Here is a 19185-nt window from a genome sequence, read left to right on the forward strand (position 1 = left end):
ACCAAATAAAGTAAATATGAGAATGCCAAATCTCATGAAGATTGTATTCTATGAAATTGAATTATTTAAGCAACCGGCTTTCAACTGTAGGACGTTGTCTAGCTACTGCTTTGCTTTGTGTATCAGTTTTCGCTTTTACTTGGCATGGGGCATATTTCGCCAATAATATAGCGATCGCTAGTTCTACAGACGCAGGTAATGTGATTCAAAATAAAGCCAGTAAAGACGCAGGACAAACCAAGAATTTCATTCGTGACACTGCCAATAAAGTTGAGGAAACAGCCCAGAAGAATGCTAAACGGGTTGAGGAAGCAACAAATAACAACGGTAGTTTTGTTGAGCGCAAAGCCAAAAGAGACGTAGCCCGAATTGAGCAAAGAGCAGAACAAGATGCAAGTCGGACACAAAAAGCAGTAGATAAAACCAAGAATGCTGTTGAACGCACTGTTGATAATATCAAAGATGCTTTTAGCAAGTAGAACAGAGAACTAATGTGAGTCTTAATCTACCTTTTTTTAGGTAAATGAGAAACTCAAACAAAAAAGCGCCCCCCGCAAGGGAGACGCTTTTTCGAGCTAGATTAAGCTGAGAAATTAACCGTGGATAGCAGGAGCGCTGATAGCCACAGGAGCAGACTCAGCAGCAGCCAAATCTAAGGGGAAGTTGTGAGCATTGCGCTCGTGCATGACTTCCATACCCAAGTTAGCGCGGTTGATGATGTCAGCCCAGGTATTGATTACACGACCTTGTGAGTCGATGATGGATTGGTTGAAGTTGAATCCGTTCAAGTTGAACGCCATTGTGCTTACGCCTAGGGCGGTGAACCAGATACCAATCACTGGCCATGCTGCTAGGAAGAAGTGCAAGGAACGGCTGTTGTTGAAGGATGCGTATTGGAAGATGAGACGACCGAAGTAGCCGTGGGCTGCCACGATGTTGTAGGTTTCTTCTTCTTGTCCGAATTTGTAGCCGTAGTTCTGTGATTCGTTTTCGCTGGTTTCACGAACTAAGGAAGATGTTACTAAGCTTCCGTGCATTGCACTGAATAAGCTTCCACCGAATACTCCTGCTACTCCTAACATATGGAAGGGGTGCATCAGGATGTTATGCTCTGCTTGGAACACGATCATGAAGTTGAAGGTTCCAGAGATACCCAAGGGCATTCCGTCTGAGAATGATCCTTGTCCGATTGGGTATACCAAGAATACTGCTGTTGCTGCTGCTACGGGGGCGGAGAAGGCTAGGCAGATCCATGGACGCATTCCTAGGCGGTATGATAGTTCCCATTCACGTCCTAGGTAGCAGAATACTCCGATTAAGAAGTGGAATACTACTAGTTGGTATGGACCTCCGTTGTATAACCACTCGTCTAATGATGCTGCTTCCCATATTGGGTAGAAGTGTAGTCCAATTGCGTTGGATGATGGTACTACTGCTCCGGAGATGATGTTGTTTCCGTACATTAATGAACCTGCTACTGGTTCACGGATGCCGTCGATGTCTACGGGGGGGGCGGCGATGAAGGCGATGATGAAGCAGGTGGTTGCAGCTAGCAAGGTGGGGATCATTAATACGCCGAACCAGCCGATGTATATGCGGTTGTTGGTGCTGGTGATCCAGTTGCAGAACTGTTCCCATACGTTGGCGCTTTGGCGCTGTTGTAAGGTTGCGGTCATTGCTTTATGATTGCGGTTTTATGTATGTTTTTGGTAGGTGTTTCTACCTTGCTTACTACATTAATCTTAATATTTAGTTTTGTAAAGCAAAATTAATTAGCCATATCTTATGTCTCTCATTTGTTTTACTGATGAATCACGTCTAAGACGCGATTCATCAAGCAGGATCAACCGGGAGGCCAAGCCATCTGCCGACCACCTAAAATATGTAAATGTAAGTGGTAGACTGTTTGACCTCCATCAACACCGTTATTTATGACCACGCGATAGCCATTGTCTAATCCAGCTGCTTCAGCAACACGCTTGACTGTTAACAAAAGATGTCCCAAGAGAGCATGATCTTGAGATTCAGCATCAGCTAGCTTTGCCAAGGGTTTTTTAGGAATGACCAGGATATGTACTGGTGCTTGGGGATTGACATCTGTAAATGCTAAAGCTAAGTCATCCTCATAAACGATGTTGGCGGGAATTTCCCGACGAATAATTTTGCTAAAAATTGTCTCTGTGGTTTCACTCATGCCGTTTTTATTACTCATCTGCTAGAGATTCTAAAGGGTTACTGTTTATAGAAGAAATATTTAGCCAATGCTTGCTAGAGTCTGGAGTGCGTCAATTGTCGGTATCGATGCCGTGAAAGTAGGTGTAGAGGTCGATATATCGGGGGGTTTGCCAGGAATTGTTGTTTTAGGATTACCAGATAGCGCGGTTCAGGAGTCGAGAGAGAGAGTTAAAGCCACATTAAAAAATGCTGGTTTTGCCTTTCCGATGCGAAAAATTGTCATCAATTTAACTCCAGCTGACTTACGCAAAGAAGGCCCTTGTTTTGATTTGCCGATTAGTGTGGGAATTTTGGCTGCTTCTGAACAAGTCAGTGCTGATTTGTTGGGGGATTATCTTTTCTTGGGTGAAGTTTCCTTGGATGGTAGTTTGCGCCCGGTAGCGGGTGTTTTACCAATTGCGGCTACTGCTAAAAAAATGGGAATTGCTGGTTTAGTTGTACCAACTGATAATGCTCAAGAAGCCTCGGTGGTGCAGGGATTATCTGTGTATGGCTGTAAAAATATATGTGAAGTCGTGGATTTGTTAAATAATCCTGGAAAGCACCAGCTTGTAAAGTTAGATGAGATGGAGGTTCTGCCAGCAGCATCTTACCAAGGTGCAGATTTAAAAGAAGTCAAAGCTCAAGCTCATGGTCGCCGGGCTTTAGAAATTGCGGCGGCTGGCGGACACAACCTCATTTTTGTCGGGCCTCCTGGCAGTGGTAAAACCATGCTAGCCAGACGTTTATCAGGTATTTTACCACCATTGAGTTTTAGTGAAGCTTTAGAAGTGACCCGCATTCACTCAGTCGCTGGGTTATTAAAAAATCGTGGTTCTTTAGTACGCGATCGCCCGTTTCGCAGTCCCCACCACTCAGCATCTGGCCCTTCTCTCGTCGGTGGTGGTAGTTTCCCTCGTCCTGGAGAAATTTCTTTATCACATAGAGGTATACTTTTCCTCGATGAACTTACGGAATTTAAGCGAGATGTGTTGGAATTTTTGCGACAACCTTTAGAGGATGGTTACGTAACTATTTCTCGGACAAGACAATCGGTAATGTTTCCAGCACAGTTTACTTTGGTAGCAAGTACTAATCCTTGCCCTTGTGGTTACTATGGCGATACCATCCAACAGTGTACTTGTTCACCCAGACAAAGAGAGCAGTATTGGGCAAAACTTTCTGGCCCTTTAATGGATAGAATTGATTTGCAAGTGGCTGTCAATCGCTTAAAACCAGAAGAAATTACTCAACAGCCCACAGGAGAAGCGTCTGTGTCTGTACGCGCAAGGGTACAACAAGCACGCGATCGCGCTATTAATCGTTTTCAAGAAGAACCCAGTCTATGTTGTAATGCGCAAATGCAAAGTCGCCATCTGCAAAAATGGTGTAAATTAGACGATGCTAGCCGCAATTTGTTAGAAGCCGCAATTAAAAAGTTAGGTTTATCAGCCAGAGCTAGCGATCGCATTCTCAAAGTAGCCCGGACTATTGCAGATTTAGCCGGTGACGATGAACTAAAACCGCATCATGTGGCGGAAGCTATTCAATATCGGACGATAGATAGAATGCAGTGAGGTAATTTGTCATATTTTAGAAAAATAATTTAAACCTTGCTAGTTGGGTTTCGATGGCTTTTGTGAGGATTTTATTTAGTTCTTTACTGTCTCGAAATTGTAAGATTTGTTGTGTGGGTAAGTCGAAGGGGAATTGTCCGGTAAAGTCTGGGCGTTGTTGATGAGCTAGTAAAATTTGTTCTGATCGCTTGCTTTGAATAGCGTAGCCAATCTCCACACAAACATTGGGACTGGGAATCAATTGCGGAGATTCTTGACTATCAATGGTAGCAATGGGCGTGGTATCGGCAATAAACAACAAACTTTTACGGATTTTTCGCAAGATGGTGCGATTGAGGCGTAGGGGAGCATCGCTGGGGCGGTATGATTCTACTAATGTGAGTGGAAGACGCGATCGCACATTCAAAGTTTCTAAACTTTTTTGTAATCCTTCTTTGAGTGCATCACTGGCGGCGGCATACTCAGTTTGAGAGGAGAAAAAAATCGTTGGTTCTAACTGAGCTAGTAGTGCCTGCTTGGTAAAATAAATCTCATGGCTAATCAAGTCAATGTTAGCAACAGAGTAGCCCCCACTACCTTCAATGTAAAATTCTACATTTTCACCCTCCAGATAGCGTCCAAACCAAGTTGACTGCTTTACCTCGTCACTGTCTTCTAAAAAATCCGCACGCAATGCTGATCTCAGCAGACTCTTTTTACTCAGGCGGATGTCTGGTGGGCGTTTTTCTAGTTCAGCGATCGGTTCATAGTCCTGAAGATACCATGCTCTGAGCGCAATAATTGACATAAGGCGCTTTTTGATTATTTGTATTCTGTTCTCCTGCGTATAAGTTTACACGGGGTTGAGCAGATGTCAAAAAAATTCTCTTGTCTTTAAATCAAGCTTTTAATCCCCGTAGGTGGTCACTGAAGCTCAACGAAGTCTGGTCACTGCTTTGTTTCCAGACTTCTCTAATCCCTGCCTGCTCACGATGGATATTGCTGCAAAATGGCTGTTAAGGAATTGTGTTTACGCCAATCTAGCAAGTCTGCTAAAGACTCTTTGCTCTCATCAAAAGGATTTTTCGGTTCTGGTGGCAGAATTGTCACCAAGGGTTTTCTGATAGCCTGTAAGGGGGTGATTGGCTGTAATGGTGGTAATGATGCAAAAATTGGTTGAGTGTTGAGAGTCTGGGATGCCCGTTTTGGTTGGTGAGTTGATTTCAACGGGACTTTGTGAGAACTTGCTGGTGGTTGCTGGATTTTGGGACGGTGTGTTGATTGATTGAGTAAACGGAAAATCACCCAACAACCACTGGCACAACTGAGAGCGATCGCTGCTACCATCCACAAAGGCAGAGGATTGTTATTCTCAGATGTAGTTGTTATTGGACTTTCTACAATAGCTGGGACTTGTTCTGATTCCACCTGCTCGACATCACTAACATGGGTTAGGCTATACAAGGCAAGGGCAGTAGTTCCCAGAAGTGTTGTTAACAACCCAGTCAATAACAATAAAGGATGACGTGTCAGCAGATAGATAAATAATTTGGAACTGCTGATAACTACAGACTTACTGTTTTTTGGTTCGGCTACGGGTTTTTGTACCTGGGTTAGCTCATGCTGTGTACTCTGATTGTTTTCCATGATGACTTTCAGATTATTTCCCCTCTAGTCCATGATTGTACTAAAGGGTTGCCCCATCAGGTATCCGTAACGAATTTGGCGATTTTAGTAACTTTTTTGTGCCATTTTGGCTACAAAATCAGATTTTAAGAATTTCCACAGGCGAGACGCAGCATTGCCATTCCACAATAGACGTAACATTGCTACGTCTCTCTACAAACGAAACGCTCTCACCTTAATTTCATAATTACGAATTACGAATTACGAATTACGAGGATTGTGTCTTTCTATTGCCAACTGCACTAATCGGTCTACCAACTCTGGAAAGGGGATGCCGCTATTAGCCCAGAGTTGGGGATACATACTGGTAGCTGTAAAGCCTGGTAAGGTGTTGATCTCATTAATCAACACTTCTCCTGTAGCTTCCACGTAGAAAAAGTCTACCCTTGCTAACCCAGCAGCGTCAACAGCTGCAAAGGCTTGCAGAGCCATGTCCTGAATTTGACGGCTGATTTCATCGGGAATTTGAGCAGGGATCAGTAAATCTGCTTGACCTGCCGTATATTTAGTTTCATAATCATAAAAATCGCTATTAAAGGTAATCTCCCCAACGATAGAGGCTTGGGGTTGATCATTACCTAAAACGGCACATTCAACTTCCCTCGCTACTACTCCTGCCTCGACTAGTAAACGTCTATCATAAGTAGCAGCTTGATCTAAAGCATTCTCTAATTCTTGACGCGATCGCACTTTACTAATACCCACAGAAGAACCAAGATTTGCTGGTTTAACAAAACACGGATAACCCAAAGCCGCTTCGATTTCGTCGCACAATTTAGGAAACACACAAGGATTAGACCAAACTTGCGTTCTAGTTAAAGCCTTATATTTCACTTGAGGAAGTCCAGCTTGCTCAAAAGCCATCTTCATGGCTATTTTATCCATGCCCAAAGCCGAACCTAACACCCCAGAACCCACAAAAGGAACCTGCATTAAAGTCAGCAAGCCTTGAATTGTCCCATCTTCCCCATTCGGCCCGTGGAGAATGGGAAACCAAACATCTACTTCTGCCACTTGGGAGGGTGATTGCCAACGATCAATTGTTTGTTGCTGCTGGGATACTAAATCATGTTGGGTTGCAGATGCGGCATTTTCAGATGCTATTAGAGGGACACCAGACTGAAGAACCTGTTGTGGGGCTTCGCCTGCTAGCCAACGTCCATCCTTTTGGATATAAAAAGGCAAGATTTCGTACTTGTTGGCATTCTCCTCAGCACTTAAGGCTGTAGCGATCGCCCGTGCTGAATTTATGGAAACCTCATGCTCCCCAGAACGACCACCAAATAACAATCCTACCCGCAACTTAGTCATCTTCAATACCTCTACACTGCCAACGCTGATAGCCTATCATCGAACTAGGGAATAGGGAATAGTCATTAGTCATTAGTCATTAGTCATTAATCTCTACTCCCCAATCGCCGATCCCCAATTCCCTATTCCCTTTCTACTTTCAACTTTGTTAATATGCCTGAATGTTACACAAGCAATCTACCCACAACACACAACTGGGATGGTCTCTAGCAGAACGAGATCCCCAATTTATCAAATCGATCATGCCCTTATTGGGGTTTTTCTACCATTATTATTTTCGAGTCCAAACTAGTGGTTGGCATCACATCCCGCCGCAAGGAAAAGCTTTAATTGTCGGTTCCCATAATGGGGGATTGTCGGCTCCTGATATGTTGATGATGATGTATGACTGGTTTCGCCAGTTTGGCGTAGAACGTCCAGCTTACGGACTCATGCACCCTACAGTTTGGCAAGTTGCGCCGCCGTTAGCGCAGATGGTGGCTAAGACTGGGGCAATTATGGCTCACCCCAAAATGGCTTATGCGGCTTTGCGTTCCGGTGCTACCGTACTTGTGTATCCAGGAGGGGCGGAAGATGTGTTTAGACCTCATCATTTACGTAATAAAATATATTTTGCTGATCGGCAAGGATTTATCAAGCTAGCACTGCGGGAAAAAGTGCCGATTATTCCGGCAATTTCTTGTGGCGCTCACGATACTTTAATTGTGCTAGCTGATTTATACAATGTTGTTAAGCAATTCCACGACTGGGGAATGCCTTGGTTATTTGATGTTGATCCGGTGGTATTTCCCATTTATCTGGGTTTGCCTTGGGGATTAGCTATTGGCCCTTTACCAAATATTCCTTTCCCTGTGTCTATACATACGCGAATTTGTCCGCAGATTATTTTTGAACGCTACGGTAGAGAAGCTGCCAGCGATCGCCATTATGTGAATGAATGTTATGAGTTAGTTGTGAGCAAGATGCAGCAAGAGTTGGACGATCTGGTATTACTTAGTCAGAAAAAATATCAGACTTGATCACGGAAAAATTCAGAAGTAGTGGGTAAGTGGATAGGCGATCGCTCGACTTCTCACCTCTCAACTACAATATAGATAGACTTTGTTGAGAATTGTATAGTTAGGGTCTAGCTGTCATGGCTCCCGCCGTTTTAATTCAAAATCTGCAAAAGCGCTACGGTACTGTTGAAGCTGTCAAGGATGTTTCCTTTTTGGTAGAACCAGGGGAAATCTTTGGTTTACTCGGCCCCAACGGTGCAGGCAAAACCACCACTTTGCGTGCCTTGTGTACCCTCACCACACCGGATGCTGGCAAAATCGAAGTATCTGGCGTTTCTGTCGTGGATAACCCCAGAGTGGCCAGACAACGGCTAGGCTATGTAGCCCAAGAAGTCGCTTTGGATAAAGTGCTGACTGGACGAGAACTGCTGCAATTGCAAGCCGCACTTTATCACCTCCCCGGCAAAGTAGCGAAACAACGCATCGAGACAGTTTTAGATTTACTCGGTTTACAAGAATACGCCGATAAGAAAACTGGCACTTATTCCGGTGGCTTACGCAAGCGTCTAGACTTGGCTGCTGGGTTACTCCACGCCCCAGATGTTTTAGTATTGGATGAGCCGACTGTAGGACTTGACATTGAAAGCCGTTTTGTGGTGTGGGATTTCCTGCGGAAGTTGCGGGCATCAGGGACAACAGTTGTGATTACCAGCCACTATTTAGAAGAGATTGACGCTCTAGCCGATCGCGTGGCAATTATTGATCGTGGTGTGATCATTGCTGTGGGTACACCCTCAGAATTGAAAGATCGCTTAGGTGGCGATCGCATCACTTTACGCATCCGCGAATTCTCCCCCACATCTGAAGCCGAACAAGCCAAGAACCTGCTGCAAGAATTACCCTTTGTCAAAGAAGTCATCATCAACAGCGCTCAAGGTAATTCCCTCAACTTGGTAGTCACACCCCAAAACGATGTGTTAATTACCATCCAACAATCCCTCAACCACGCAGGCTTACCGATTTTTGGCATAGCCCAATCTCGTCCCAGCCTAGATGATGTCTACCTCGCCGCCACCGGACGCACTCTCTTAGATGCAGAATTGGCAGCAGCAGCCAATCGTGATCCCAAAGCTGAGAAAAAGCAGAATATGAGATAGGGACTGGGGACTAGGGACTAGCGACTGGGAAGAAGATGAGGATGAAGATGAGAGAGAGCAGGGAGATGAGAGAGTCAGTATTTACTTGTCCCAATCCCCAATCCCCAATCCCCAATCCCCAATCCCCAATCCCCAATCCCCAATCCCCAATCCCCAATCCCCACTACCCCAAAATTCTTATGAGCGTAACCCCAAAACCTGATATCAACTGGCAACCAGCCACGTCACCCCAAGCCTATGCTGATAGTGCGCCGAATTTTTTTGGTGAACTAGTACAAGAGACACTAGCTTTAACTCGTCGCTTGTTTATTCAATTACAACGTCGTCCTTCAACCTTACTTGCAGGGATTATTCAACCTGTAATGTGGTTGGTGTTATTTGGGGCTTTGTTCCAGAATGCACCCAAAGGTTTATTTGGTACTACGACAAATTACGGACAATTTTTATCTGCGGGTGTTATCGTCTTTACCGCCTTTGCGGGAGCATTAAACGCTGGCTTACCCGTCATGTTTGATCGGGAATTTGGCTTTTTGAATCGTTTATTAGTTGCACCCTTAGCCTCGCGCTTCTCCATTGTCTTTGCTTCAGCCATATTTATTATCAGTCAAAGTTTGTTGCAAGCAGCCGTAATTGTAGCTGCGGCGGCATTTTTGGGTGCTGGCTTACCAGATGTGACCGGGTTGATAGCGATCGCTCTTATAGTCTTCCTCTTAGCTCTGGGTGTCACAGCCATCTCTCTCGGTTTGGCTTTTGCTTTACCTGGACATATTGAGTTAATCGCTGTCATATTCGTTACCAACCTGCCCTTACTGTTTGCCAGTACAGCTTTAGCGCCTTTATCCTTCATGCCCAAGTGGTTACAGGTTATTGCCACTTTAAACCCTCTCAGTTATGCTATTGAACCCATTCGCTATCTTTATCTCCATAGTGATTGGGGATTGGCTAGTGTAGTTATGCAGGCTCCTTGGGGTGATGTTACCTTTGGGGGCGCTTTACTCGTCTTGTTTGGTTTTGCCCTTGTGGCATTATTGAGTATTCAGCCCCAACTACGACGAACTCTTGCTTAAGATAAAAGCAGGATGGTGTTAGAGGAATTTTAGAGTCAAAATCATGAAAACAACTTTTTTATTCGTTACCAGACTCTTAGTAGCAACAGTGGCAAGCATCAGCTTTGCTTCCTTGCTCACAGACCAGCCCAGTTTAGCTCAACTCGGTACAACTGATACGCCCAGTGGTAGTTTCGACGAAAACCAAAATAATCTTGACTTCAACTCTGGTAACTTTAATATGTTTGACCTAATTCATCGGGCAAACTTTGGTACTGGCACATTTAACCTGAATCAAATAGATGAAGCAGCCAAAGCTTACAGAGACAGGTTAAATCAATCCAATACCAATCAACAAGGGGGGCAAGTTGTCCCAGGCTTGCCAGGAATTACCAATCCTAGCGTTACACAGCCTATAGTTACCCCTCCATCTTTAATACTGCCACCTCAAAACTAAACAATCCAGCAGGGTGTAAAGAAATAAAACAGTGAGGCCTTGTGTCTGACTGAATGAAAAAAATATTGCGTAATACTTTCCCTTAACGTGTGCTTTCCAGAGAAGCGCACGTTAACCTTTTCTTGGAACTAGGAAGAAAGAAAAATAAATATGGGGACTTATACTAATAGGACTATTGACTATTGACTATAGTCCCCTACGGCTGGTTTCCCGCCTACAGGGCTGGATTCACCGCACGCAACTTTCCACAAAATTCAAAATTAAGAAAGCACTCAGTTGCTAGTCTGGATTATAAACTCTGGATAATGCCGAGTTGATTTAAAACTTCCTGATCGAATTCTTTGATTCCACCTTCCTCAGTATTGTGAAAAAGGACTGTAAATGCACCAGCGCCTAATTTATCTTGAGGGAAGAGACGATAACAAGGCAGAGTCGTTAAATGTGATTGATAATTTTGTAAATGAGTAATTGTTACTGCTTGGAATTGGGGAAAGCGTGACAAGAACCATTCACAAACTTGCTCATTTTCTTCTTGTGAATAGGTGCAAGTCATATAGGCAAGATAGCCTTGTGGAGCAACAATTTTGGCGGAATTAGCAATAATTCTTTTTTGACGATTAGCACTCTTATTAATAGCAGTTGGATGGAAACATCCTGGTGCTTTTTCACCTTTTGCCAGTAGAGATTGTCCAGTACAAGGAGCATCTACTAACACTAAATTACTTGTGAAAGGCATAGTTTCGGCAAAAATACTAGAATCTCTATTAACCACAATAGATGGGCTAATTTGACAACGTTTTAGGTTAGAAATTAGCATTCCTAAACGTTTACCAATCACTTCATTGCTTAACAGTAATTTGGGTTGCAAAGCTTGCCAAGCAAAAATACTTTTACCACCAGGGGCAGCACATATATCAACAATTAACGGTGCTGGTTGGGTAAGTGTTAGTAAAGTAGATGCGGCGAATACTGAAGAAAAATCTAAACAATAGAAATAGCCTTGATGATGTAGAGGATGCTGTCCGGGTTTTTGTCCTAACTGCAATCGATCTACAAACTTAGGTTGCCAACTTAATGGGGATTCGATTACAAAAGGTGAAATATCTGGTTGATTTTGACACCAAAGAATACAAGGGTTAAAAGGTTGGGGCGCAATTAATGTGGCAATAAATTGTTCTTGTTTATCAGGGTTTTCAAACAAACGCCGGGCAAGTTTAAGTAATAAATTTGATGGTTTTTCCATTAATGAAATTGTTAGAGAAGAACAATGCTGGATAGCGGCTTGGCTTCATAATACTGGGAAATGGGGAATGGGTAATGGGGAACTCGGGGCCCCCTCTGGGGATAAGGGGTAATGGGGAGTGGGAGTAGTAATTAATTTTTCTATTATTAAATACCGCAAACCAAATACCTAATCCTTGATACCCAATACCCAGTATTCAATGCCCAAATTCAGCGTACTGGCAAGGGTCATGATTTTTGATAATTTTCAACGAAAATTGCAGAAAGAAGCGCAATTATGGCGTGATGAAGGTATGCTTAGTCCTTCTCAGTATCAACAAATTGCCGATCGCTATCAATTTAATAAGCTGGAAGCTGCTGCACGCGATCGCTTTATGATGATAGCGATCGCTGTAGGTGGTATCCTCCTCGTCATAGGTGTATTTACCTTTGCGGCTGCCAATTGGCTAGCATGGTCGCGTGAGGTCAAATTCATCTTGATGATGAGTCTGTTTTTCACTATTAGTATCACAGGTTTTTACACCTGGAGAGAACCGACACTCGCCAAAAAAGACGGCAAAAAACCGCCACGGAGTAAGCGCTTTTTAGGTGAAGCCTTACTGATTTTTGCTGCCTTTATTTTGGGTGCAAATTTAATCCTAATGGCACAAATTTTTAATATCAGTGGTTCGACTGCTGAACTATTCTTAGCTTGGGGATTTGGCGTTTCTTTCATGGCTTATGGTTTGTCGTTAAATTCCTTGGGAATTATGGCAATTATCTTAGTACAGATTGGGTATTGGGCTGGACTAGGGGATTTGTGGTATTCTTCAGGTGATGCGGGATGGGCAAGATTAGCAGTCAGACATATGCCATTAATCTCATGGCTATTGTTTGTCCCTCTCGCCTATTTTTGTCGTTCCCGGTGGATTTTTTTCTTAGCAGCGTTATTTTTTGCTGCTTCTTTACAATTCAATCTCAATCCTCTACCTCTGTTAAATTTCTCTGATGTGGCTCCTTGGGTGGCATCTTTTGCCTTAGCGCTGCCACCTGCGATATTCTGGAGCTACGACGATTTGTTATTTCCCACGATTAGTTACAGACTGTTTCAACCCTTAGCGCGGAATTTAGCTTTAATTGCTTTTGGTTTAGTATTTTATGCTCTTTCGTTTCGTTGGCAATGGCAAGGGTTTTCTTCCAACTCCTTTGGCTCAACGAATAACGTCAACAATTACTTATCTCTGCCTATTATCGATTTGGGAATTCTGAGTGGTTTAGCAGTATTGCAATGGTTGTTTCTCTTACGTCAAAGAAATAACCCTCCTCGGCGGGAAGTTGTGTTTAATACTGGTCTAATTGCCACTTTTCTCGGTTTTATTGTTGTAGTGCCTTTTTGGCATCAAGCTATCAGTCGAATTGGCGATCTGGGAAGTTTTATTTTCAACATTCTTTTGGGTGTACTGTCTTGGGGACTAATTCAAGAAGGCATAAAACTGAGTGATAGAAAATCCTTTTGGGGGGGGATGTTATTACTAACTTTACTAGTTATTAGCCGGATGTTAGAATACAATACTGATCCACTTTTTCGGTCGATGGTTTTTTTAATGTGTGGTTCATTATTAATTAGTGCGGGACTCTGGTTTGAAGGTCGTTTAACTAGTTCGTCGGGAAAGAAGTCTAGTTGAGAGTGGGGAGTTAAGAGTGCTGAGTGGTGAGTGCTGAGTGGGGAGTTAAGAGTGGTGAGTGCTGAGTGCTGAGTTAAGAGTGGTGAGTGCTGAGTTAAGAGTGGTGAGTTGTGAGTTTACTCACATCTTGCACCTAGCCCTAGCGATTAGAAATCGCGGCTATACAAACAAAGTCCGCCTACGCGGACTAACACAAAATCAAGGGTTTGAAACCCGCGCAGGCGGGTTTTGCCTGTGTAGCAGCGACTTCCAGTCGCCTGGTGCAAGTTAGAAGTAAATCTATGTTGCGATTCTTTTGAGGGGAATTTATTTGCGTAAGTCTTGTTTTTGCTACCTCAAAGTTCGCTATTTTTAGGACTACGCTCATGAAAAGTGATTCATCTGAATCCAGTAAAAATTCTGAATCTAGTAAGAATAAAGTATCGTCTTCCGAATCTGACTCTTCTAAAAAGCAGACTTTTCGAGATTATCTCAAGTCTACTGACAAAAAATTTAACGAGCCTTTACCTTTTTGGCGGTTATTCTTGCCGTTAATGCTGCAAACTGGGCTAATTTTGTCAGTTCCTAGCCAAGCAATGCTGACTAGCTTCACAGGTAGGGAGGTAATTTTACAAACATTATCGGCTGACCCTGATAATGTTTTACAAGGTGACACTCTCAATCTGGACTACAATATATCTCGTTTATCTAGTTTGCGACGACTTCCTGGTTGGGAGGAGTTATTCAGAAGAAATCGGGGAAGAAACAGCAGACAACTCCTATCTGGAACCAATTTGTATGTGATTTTGCAAGAGCAGCAATCTTTTGGTCGTGGTACTCCTAGAGCTTGGCGACCTGTGAGAGTGACTAGCAACTTGCCTATGTCTCTCCCAGATAATCAAGTGGCTTTAAGAGGTGTCTATCAAAATGGTTTTGTTAACTACGGCGTGGAAACTTACAATGTTGCCAATGAACAGCGTCAGCAGTTGAATAATGATATTTTCCGCGCTGCTCGGCAAACACGCAATGGACAGTTACGACCGCTAGCAGTAAAAGTGAAAGTAGACCCCCAAGGTAATGCTATCCCAGTGAGTCTGTGGGTACGCGATCGCAATTATCGTTTTTAGTCTTGATGACGTAAATTCCAGGCTACACCCAAAGCTGCTCCGGCTCCGGCTACTAACCCTGTACTCATACCTTCGATGGTTTTTTGTATCGGGTCTTGAGTCACACAATCACTTGTCACCCTATCGGCTCGCAAGCAAAGATTGCTCTCAGCCCAACTGGCGGTTCCGCCTAAAATGACCCCAGTTAAGCTACAGGAAGCTATCAGCAGTAACAAGCGTTTGGTTTTTCTATCCATAGATGGATGCGTTAAAGATGAGAGGTGGTAAACATTCCTCAACTACTTTACACATCTATGCTATTTCTGTCAGCTGCTTTGGAAGAATTATAGCAGCAAGGAAAATTTTACTATAGGACTAGTATTTGATTATTGAAAAAAATCAGTACCCGTCAAGAAACTTCTTACCTATTGCCTATTGCCCATTCCCTATTGCCTATTGCCTACCTACGTAAATTATTAGGCGATCTGATCAGTTAAGTTTTTGTAATAAAATTGACAGCTTCCAGTAACATATTTTACTCTTAAAACTGGAGTGTTGAATTCATCGACGCAGCTCCACCGAACCTTGAAAACCCTATAACTTCGTTGACCTGTGTCGATTGCTTACACAGTCCAGGTTTCAGCCTACAAAATTCGCCAATTCTTAATTTTATTTCGTTGGATAAAAAAGGTGTGTCGAATTGGGGGTCTGAAACCCGCTTATAGTAAGGTTTCCAGAAGTGAACTCTTTACGATCACATCGCCCCGCAAGGGGATGGAAACATTTCTTCATCAGCCAGTACTGGGCTGGCGGAAACCACTTTACGATCACATCGCCCCGCAAGGGGATGGAAACACCATTTTCCCTATTTCTAGGGAAATGGTTAAATTAGACTTTACGATCACATCGCCCCGCAAGGGGATGGAAACTTGAGTGTGTTGAACCCCAAAATCTACGGCTTTGTTAGCTTTACGATCACATCGCCCCGCAAGGGGATGGAAACATAGTGGTTGCAGCAGAAAGACAGATTACTCGATGACTTTACGATCACATCGCCCCGCAAGGGGATGGAAACAATTTGGTGTTTGGGATTTGGAGGAAATTCTGCAAGTTTCTTTACGATCACATCGCCCCGCAAGGGGATGGAAACCTTAAATAAGAGATAAGAAAATATATCAGAAAAATTATTCTTTACGATCACATCGCCCCGCAAGGGGATGGAAACCTCCTAGTGGGAGGCGCTAACGGTGGAAGCTAAAGCCTTTTACGATCGCATCGCCCCGCAAGGGGATGGAAACAAGTTCAGATCATCGCTACTGCCATGAGCGAAGAAAAATTGCCTTTACGATCGCATCGCCCCGCAAGGGGATGGAAACTTCATCAAATGCCCGCTAGCGTAAAAGCCTTGGGCAATGCTTTACGATCGCATCACCCCGCAAGGGGATGGAAACGGGCAGGAGAAGACGGAATGCGGGATTCATTATATGATTCTTTACGATCGCATCACCCCGCAAGGGGATGGAAACGGTAGACTGTTGATTGTAAAAACAAAATCCGTTACACTTTAAGAGCGCATCTCCCCGCAAGGGGATGGAAACAGTAGTACCAAAGCACGCTTTCGATGTCGTTGTTGACTTTATGATCGCATCTCCCCGCAAGGGGATGGAAACTTCAAAGTGGCGCAGCTTGCATCGAGGTCAATTTGCTCTTTACGATCGCATTACCCCGCAAGGGGATAAAAACCTTGAGATATCGGTGTTGAGTTACGCGCAGATACAGTTCGTGATACCAATTCACAAAAATCCTGATACATATAGCTTACTCGTTGGGTATTGTCCGCCCACCGTTAAAACGGTGGTCTCATAGCTTAAGTCCATTAAAATGGACTCTGATATTCAGTCCTCTTGAGAGGACTTTAGCTATGAGACAGGGATTTACAATCCCTGTCGGACTCACGTATTTGTATCATTATTAAAGTGAAATGGTATGAAAGGCATCGAACCAGTCAAACTATAATTTTTTGCTTCCCCGCAAGGGGATGAAAAGATGGAGATGATAATGGTCAAATTTACTGGATTTTGAGAGCGATCGCCAAAATTAAACTTTAGTTGATAGAAGCGCCATTGCAGTATTTGTTACATTAGTTTTTTGTTGGCATGATAAGGAAATAAAGCAAATGACTAATCCACCGAAAATTCTGGCTTTTGCTGGTAGTTCACGCCAGGAATCCTTCAATAAAAAACTGGTAAAAATTGCGGCGGTAGGGGCAAAAAATGTAGGTGCAGAGGTTAACTACATTGATTTAATTGATTATCCCATGCCTCTATTCAATGAAGACTTAGAAGCAGAAACAGGGCTACCGGAATCAGTGCTGGAGTTCAAAGCACTGTTGAAAAGTCATCAGGGATTCTTGATTGCCTGTCCAGAGTATAACGGCTCGATCACACCACTATTGAAGAATGCTATTGATTGGGCTTCTCGACCAGAACCAGGAAACGAAGCAATGGCGCTCAGTGGTTTTACTGGTAAGGTTGCAGCGCTATTGGCAACTTCTCCTGGTGGATTAGGTGGGATGCGGGGACTAGTTCATGTCCGCGCAATTCTGGAAGGGATTGGTGTGTTGGTAATTCCCGATCAAAAGGCTATTCCCAACGCCTACCAAGCCTTTGATGAACAAGGACAACTCAAGGATGAAAAGCAGGTGCAAACAGTACAAGCGATCGCTCAGAAACTCGCCAAGGTGACATCTCAAATAAATGGGTAATGGGTAATGGGTAAGAATTTCCTCTCAATTACCAATTACCATTACTAGAAACCTACATCACTCGTAAATCTTGCTAGCTGCCAATACTTATGATACAATTGTACTATAATCAAAATCATTCAACTCTGGTTGATTCAGTTATCCACTGAATATGCACAATCGCAAGATAACTGGAAAAGATCAGTAGGTTGGGTTAAGCGCAGCGCAACCCAACATGGATCTCAAAAACCTAGTATGGATCTGATGTTGGGTTTCCCAAAGCCTCAACCCAACCTACTAATGCACTGTTACCTGTCACCTGTTACCTGTTCGGTTAACTTATTGATGGCATTGTTCATTTTTTGTTTTGAATTTGGAGCGCAGCAACGTGACAAATAATTGCCAAATTTCTCTGCTAGAACTCATCGATATTTTTACAGAATACCGTAACTACATTATTATCAATATCCAACATCTGCAAGAAAGTTATCAGAGGACTGGGGTTAAACGTATTGCTGGATGGAGAGATGAAAAAGGCGAAATTAATCAGCCTTGGTTGCGGACAGAATATGTCGATAATGCCCAATATATTCGCATGGGTACATTCGTATTTAATCGCAATACTGCTACCCTAAATATGCTGATTCAACGTCAAGTTAAGTTGGTGAAATTGGAGGATCAAACACCAGTACTTGAAGTTGCTGGTTTGCTTGTGAATCAGTTAAACAGCTTTAATAATTATACAATTGTCAGTGATGGTAAGCTCAATGTAAATGCCTTAAAAGTCAAAATTAGTAACAAAAAACTGTTTAGCTTACTCAAACTCAAAAATATCCTCAATGACGAGAAATTTGATTTTTGTCAGGAATATACTATTCGATTGGATAATTTACCAATAGTACCTAGTGAAGTAAATTATCCTAGCCTTGATGGTTTATTCTCAGAACTGGCAGAAATCAAAGTACTTTCTAGCATTATTTCTGCTTATCTTAAAGGAGAGTCTGATGTATTTGTCCCAAATCAATTAGCAGAGTTGAAAAATAACTATCTCTCCAAGAGTGTTTATGTGAATTTTCCCACCACTAACAAATATAGCGATCGCCAACAAGCCATAGCTAATAGCACGCTAGAATCAAAGTTTAGCTACAAGATTGATATTGGTAGTCCAGAAATTTTGAATCTGAGTAAGTTTTATTCTGCTAATAAATTTTTGGATAAAATGTATCGTGTTTATGATGCAGAAACTGGAGAAATATTTACTAAACCAAGTTTAGCGATCGCTTTCCAAAAAAATCTCGCTTTTCGGCATAAGTTACAATCAAATCGCATCAAAATTACCAAAGTTGATGAATTTATGCAGGCGATTTTTGATGATTTTTTGGGCTTGGCAAGTAACGGTATTGTGCAACAAATTCTTGGCAAAGTTGGTGCTGATAACTTAGTACAAATATTACAAGACAAAAATTCCGGCAAGAATATCGATAAAGATAACATGGTAGCAGCCTTGACAGATGCTAAAGCTAAGTTAGAAGATTGTGCAGAGAAAATTTATCAAACTAAAGTCTCTCCTTGGGTATTTTACATTGGTGTAACTGGCAGATTACCTAATGCCATTACTGCGCCAGCCATGATGGCTGAAGAACTTGCTGCTCAATATCCTAACTTGCAGTTTTCTAAACATGAGCAATCAGGGACATTTTTTGTAGTTGGCAATAGTCTGATCAGCGTATATCCCCAACTTGAGTACTATAGTAAGCAGGTCGCTGTGGCATAATATCAGCTAATAATTGTCTCAGACTCACTCTTGCTTTTTTGTCAGATATAACAATTCTCAATCGTTCATGAGCAACAAGATACCCGACTTCTTTGCGAAGTCGGGTATTTGAGTATCTAAATTCTCATACCATTTCCCGTTAATCATGATACACATAAATTATGTACAGACGTTGCATTGCAACGTCTCTACTGTTCATATTTAAAGGAAATTGGTATCACATATCAGATATGATTGCTATATTTATAGAAC

19 protein-coding genes are annotated in these 19185 nt (G+C 42.8%); 12 read left to right on the forward strand and 7 right to left on the reverse strand.

All coding sequences use genetic code 11. The annotated features are described in order from the left end of the window. Nucleotides 1–50 precede the first annotated feature (50 nt). A complete protein-coding gene (locus FD725_RS00360) occupies nucleotides 51–479 on the forward strand; it encodes a hypothetical protein (protein ID WP_179046297.1) in 429 nt (142 codons plus the stop codon). 114 nt (nucleotides 480–593) lie between these two features. Here the strand turns inward: FD725_RS00360 and psbA are convergent, their stop codons facing one another. Further along, nucleotides 594–1676: a photosystem II q(b) protein gene (psbA, locus tag FD725_RS00365; RefSeq protein WP_179046298.1), complete on the reverse strand. Its 1083-nt coding sequence runs from the start codon at nucleotides 1674–1676 to the stop codon at nucleotides 594–596. Nucleotides 1677–1843: 167 nt separating this feature from the next. After that, nucleotides 1844–2194, reverse strand: a complete 351-nt coding sequence (locus FD725_RS00370) for a histidine triad nucleotide-binding protein (protein WP_179051365.1) — start codon at nucleotides 2192–2194, stop codon at nucleotides 1844–1846. A 67-nt stretch (nucleotides 2195–2261) separates the two neighbouring features. Between FD725_RS00370 and FD725_RS00375 the strand changes: the two genes are divergently transcribed. Further along, on the forward strand, nucleotides 2262–3791 hold the full coding sequence (locus FD725_RS00375) for a YifB family Mg chelatase-like AAA ATPase (RefSeq protein WP_179046299.1): 1530 nt from the start codon (nucleotides 2262–2264) through the stop codon (nucleotides 3789–3791). 16 nt (nucleotides 3792–3807) lie between these two features. Here FD725_RS00375 and FD725_RS00380 read toward each other — a convergent pair whose 3' ends face one another. From FD725_RS00380 to FD725_RS00390, 3 genes are all read right to left on the reverse strand, one after another. Further along, nucleotides 3808–4578, reverse strand: a complete 771-nt coding sequence (locus FD725_RS00380; RefSeq protein WP_179046300.1) for a hypothetical protein — start codon at nucleotides 4576–4578, stop codon at nucleotides 3808–3810. Nucleotides 4579–4757: 179 nt separating this feature from the next. Beyond that, a complete protein-coding gene (locus tag FD725_RS00385; protein WP_179046301.1) occupies nucleotides 4758–5417 on the reverse strand; it encodes a hypothetical protein in 660 nt (219 codons plus the stop codon). Between the two features lie 240 nt (nucleotides 5418–5657). After that, the gene (locus FD725_RS00390; RefSeq protein WP_179046302.1) at nucleotides 5658–6767 is read right to left on the reverse strand and encodes a D-alanine--D-alanine ligase family protein; all 1110 of its coding nucleotides are present in this window, start codon (nucleotides 6765–6767) and stop codon (nucleotides 5658–5660) included. Between the two features lie 161 nt (nucleotides 6768–6928). Between FD725_RS00390 and FD725_RS00395 the strand changes: the two genes are divergently transcribed. From FD725_RS00395 to FD725_RS00410, 4 genes are all read left to right on the forward strand, one after another. Continuing rightward, the gene (locus tag FD725_RS00395) at nucleotides 6929–7786 is read left to right on the forward strand and encodes a lysophospholipid acyltransferase family protein (protein WP_179046303.1); all 858 of its coding nucleotides are present in this window, start codon (nucleotides 6929–6931) and stop codon (nucleotides 7784–7786) included. A 116-nt stretch (nucleotides 7787–7902) separates the two neighbouring features. After that, nucleotides 7903–8922, forward strand: a complete 1020-nt coding sequence (locus tag FD725_RS00400) for an ABC transporter ATP-binding protein (protein ID WP_179046304.1) — start codon at nucleotides 7903–7905, stop codon at nucleotides 8920–8922. A gap of 179 nt (nucleotides 8923–9101) precedes the next feature. Next, nucleotides 9102–9989, forward strand: coding sequence for an ABC transporter permease (locus tag FD725_RS00405; RefSeq protein ID WP_179046305.1), 888 nt, complete (start codon nucleotides 9102–9104; stop codon nucleotides 9987–9989). Between the two features lie 43 nt (nucleotides 9990–10032). Next, nucleotides 10033–10425, forward strand: a complete 393-nt coding sequence (locus tag FD725_RS00410) for a hypothetical protein (protein ID WP_179046306.1) — start codon at nucleotides 10033–10035, stop codon at nucleotides 10423–10425. A 289-nt stretch (nucleotides 10426–10714) separates the two neighbouring features. Here the strand turns inward: FD725_RS00410 and FD725_RS00415 are convergent, their stop codons facing one another. Beyond that, complete coding sequence (locus FD725_RS00415) at nucleotides 10715–11668, reverse strand: RsmB/NOP family class I SAM-dependent RNA methyltransferase (protein WP_179046307.1); 954 nt, start codon at nucleotides 11666–11668, stop codon at nucleotides 10715–10717. 229 nt (nucleotides 11669–11897) lie between these two features. Between FD725_RS00415 and FD725_RS00420 the strand changes: the two genes are divergently transcribed. The 3 genes from FD725_RS00420 to FD725_RS00430 all read left to right on the forward strand — a co-directional run bounded on the left by FD725_RS00420 (nucleotide 11898) and on the right by FD725_RS00430 (nucleotide 14437). Further along, nucleotides 11898–13331 carry a DUF2157 domain-containing protein gene (locus FD725_RS00420; RefSeq protein ID WP_179051366.1) on the forward strand — a complete coding sequence of 478 codons (1434 nt, stop codon included), beginning with the start codon at nucleotides 11898–11900 and terminating at the stop codon, nucleotides 13329–13331. A 58-nt stretch (nucleotides 13332–13389) separates the two neighbouring features. Next, nucleotides 13390–13602, forward strand: coding sequence for a hypothetical protein (locus FD725_RS00425; RefSeq protein WP_179046308.1), 213 nt, complete (start codon nucleotides 13390–13392; stop codon nucleotides 13600–13602). Nucleotides 13603–13696: 94 nt separating this feature from the next. Continuing rightward, nucleotides 13697–14437, forward strand: a complete 741-nt coding sequence (locus tag FD725_RS00430) for a GDYXXLXY domain-containing protein (RefSeq protein ID WP_179046309.1) — start codon at nucleotides 13697–13699, stop codon at nucleotides 14435–14437. On the opposite strand, the gene FD725_RS00435 is transcribed toward FD725_RS00430, so the two are convergent. Beyond that, a complete protein-coding gene (locus FD725_RS00435) occupies nucleotides 14434–14673 on the reverse strand; it encodes a hypothetical protein (RefSeq protein ID WP_179046310.1) in 240 nt (79 codons plus the stop codon). The two genes, FD725_RS00430 and FD725_RS00435, sit on opposite strands and share 4 nt — an antisense overlap. A gap of 1064 nt (nucleotides 14674–15737) precedes the next feature. On the opposite strand from FD725_RS00435, the gene FD725_RS00440 reads away from it, so the two are divergent. From FD725_RS00440 to FD725_RS00450, 3 genes are all read left to right on the forward strand, one after another. Continuing rightward, nucleotides 15738–15947 (forward strand): hypothetical protein, encoded by a 210-nt coding sequence (locus tag FD725_RS00440; protein ID WP_179046311.1) that lies wholly within the window; start codon nucleotides 15738–15740, stop codon nucleotides 15945–15947. Nucleotides 15948–16592: 645 nt separating this feature from the next. Continuing rightward, nucleotides 16593–17180, forward strand: coding sequence for an NADPH-dependent FMN reductase (locus tag FD725_RS00445; protein ID WP_179046312.1), 588 nt, complete (start codon nucleotides 16593–16595; stop codon nucleotides 17178–17180). Nucleotides 17181–17547: 367 nt separating this feature from the next. Then, the gene (locus FD725_RS00450) at nucleotides 17548–18933 is read left to right on the forward strand and encodes a hypothetical protein (protein ID WP_256871816.1); all 1386 of its coding nucleotides are present in this window, start codon (nucleotides 17548–17550) and stop codon (nucleotides 18931–18933) included. The last annotated feature ends 252 nt before the right edge of the window (nucleotides 18934–19185 follow it).

It is taken from the genome of Nostoc sp. TCL26-01, from assembly GCF_013393945.1.
Taxonomy (GTDB): Bacteria; Cyanobacteriota; Cyanobacteriia; order Cyanobacteriales; family Nostocaceae; genus Trichormus.

Bases quoted from the DNA above. Each gene is read 5' to 3' on its own strand.
- FD725_RS00360 (WP_179046297.1), top strand. From the start codon at position 51: ATGAAATTGAATTATTTAAGCAACCGGCTTTCAACTGTAGGACGTTGT.
- psbA (WP_179046298.1), bottom strand. From the start codon at position 1,676: ATGACCGCAACCTTACAACAGCGCCAAAGCGCCAACGTATGGGAACAG.
- FD725_RS00370 (WP_179051365.1), bottom strand. From the start codon at position 2,194: ATGAGTGAAACCACAGAGACAATTTTTAGCAAAATTATTCGTCGGGAA.
- FD725_RS00375 (WP_179046299.1), top strand. From the start codon at position 2,262: ATGCTTGCTAGAGTCTGGAGTGCGTCAATTGTCGGTATCGATGCCGTG.
- FD725_RS00380 (WP_179046300.1), bottom strand. From the start codon at position 4,578: ATGTCAATTATTGCGCTCAGAGCATGGTATCTTCAGGACTATGAACCG.
- FD725_RS00385 (WP_179046301.1), bottom strand. From the start codon at position 5,417: ATGGAAAACAATCAGAGTACACAGCATGAGCTAACCCAGGTACAAAAA.
- FD725_RS00390 (WP_179046302.1), bottom strand. From the start codon at position 6,767: ATGACTAAGTTGCGGGTAGGATTGTTATTTGGTGGTCGTTCTGGGGAG.
- FD725_RS00395 (WP_179046303.1), top strand. From the start codon at position 6,929: ATGTTACACAAGCAATCTACCCACAACACACAACTGGGATGGTCTCTA.
- FD725_RS00400 (WP_179046304.1), top strand. From the start codon at position 7,903: ATGGCTCCCGCCGTTTTAATTCAAAATCTGCAAAAGCGCTACGGTACT.
- FD725_RS00405 (WP_179046305.1), top strand. From the start codon at position 9,102: ATGAGCGTAACCCCAAAACCTGATATCAACTGGCAACCAGCCACGTCA.
- FD725_RS00410 (WP_179046306.1), top strand. From the start codon at position 10,033: ATGAAAACAACTTTTTTATTCGTTACCAGACTCTTAGTAGCAACAGTG.
- FD725_RS00415 (WP_179046307.1), bottom strand. From the start codon at position 11,668: ATGGAAAAACCATCAAATTTATTACTTAAACTTGCCCGGCGTTTGTTT.
- FD725_RS00420 (WP_179051366.1), top strand. From the start codon at position 11,898: ATGATTTTTGATAATTTTCAACGAAAATTGCAGAAAGAAGCGCAATTA.
- FD725_RS00430 (WP_179046309.1), top strand. From the start codon at position 13,697: ATGAAAAGTGATTCATCTGAATCCAGTAAAAATTCTGAATCTAGTAAG.
- FD725_RS00435 (WP_179046310.1), bottom strand. From the start codon at position 14,673: ATGGATAGAAAAACCAAACGCTTGTTACTGCTGATAGCTTCCTGTAGC.
- FD725_RS00440 (WP_179046311.1), top strand. From the start codon at position 15,738: ATGAGCGAAGAAAAATTGCCTTTACGATCGCATCGCCCCGCAAGGGGA.
- FD725_RS00445 (WP_179046312.1), top strand. From the start codon at position 16,593: ATGACTAATCCACCGAAAATTCTGGCTTTTGCTGGTAGTTCACGCCAG.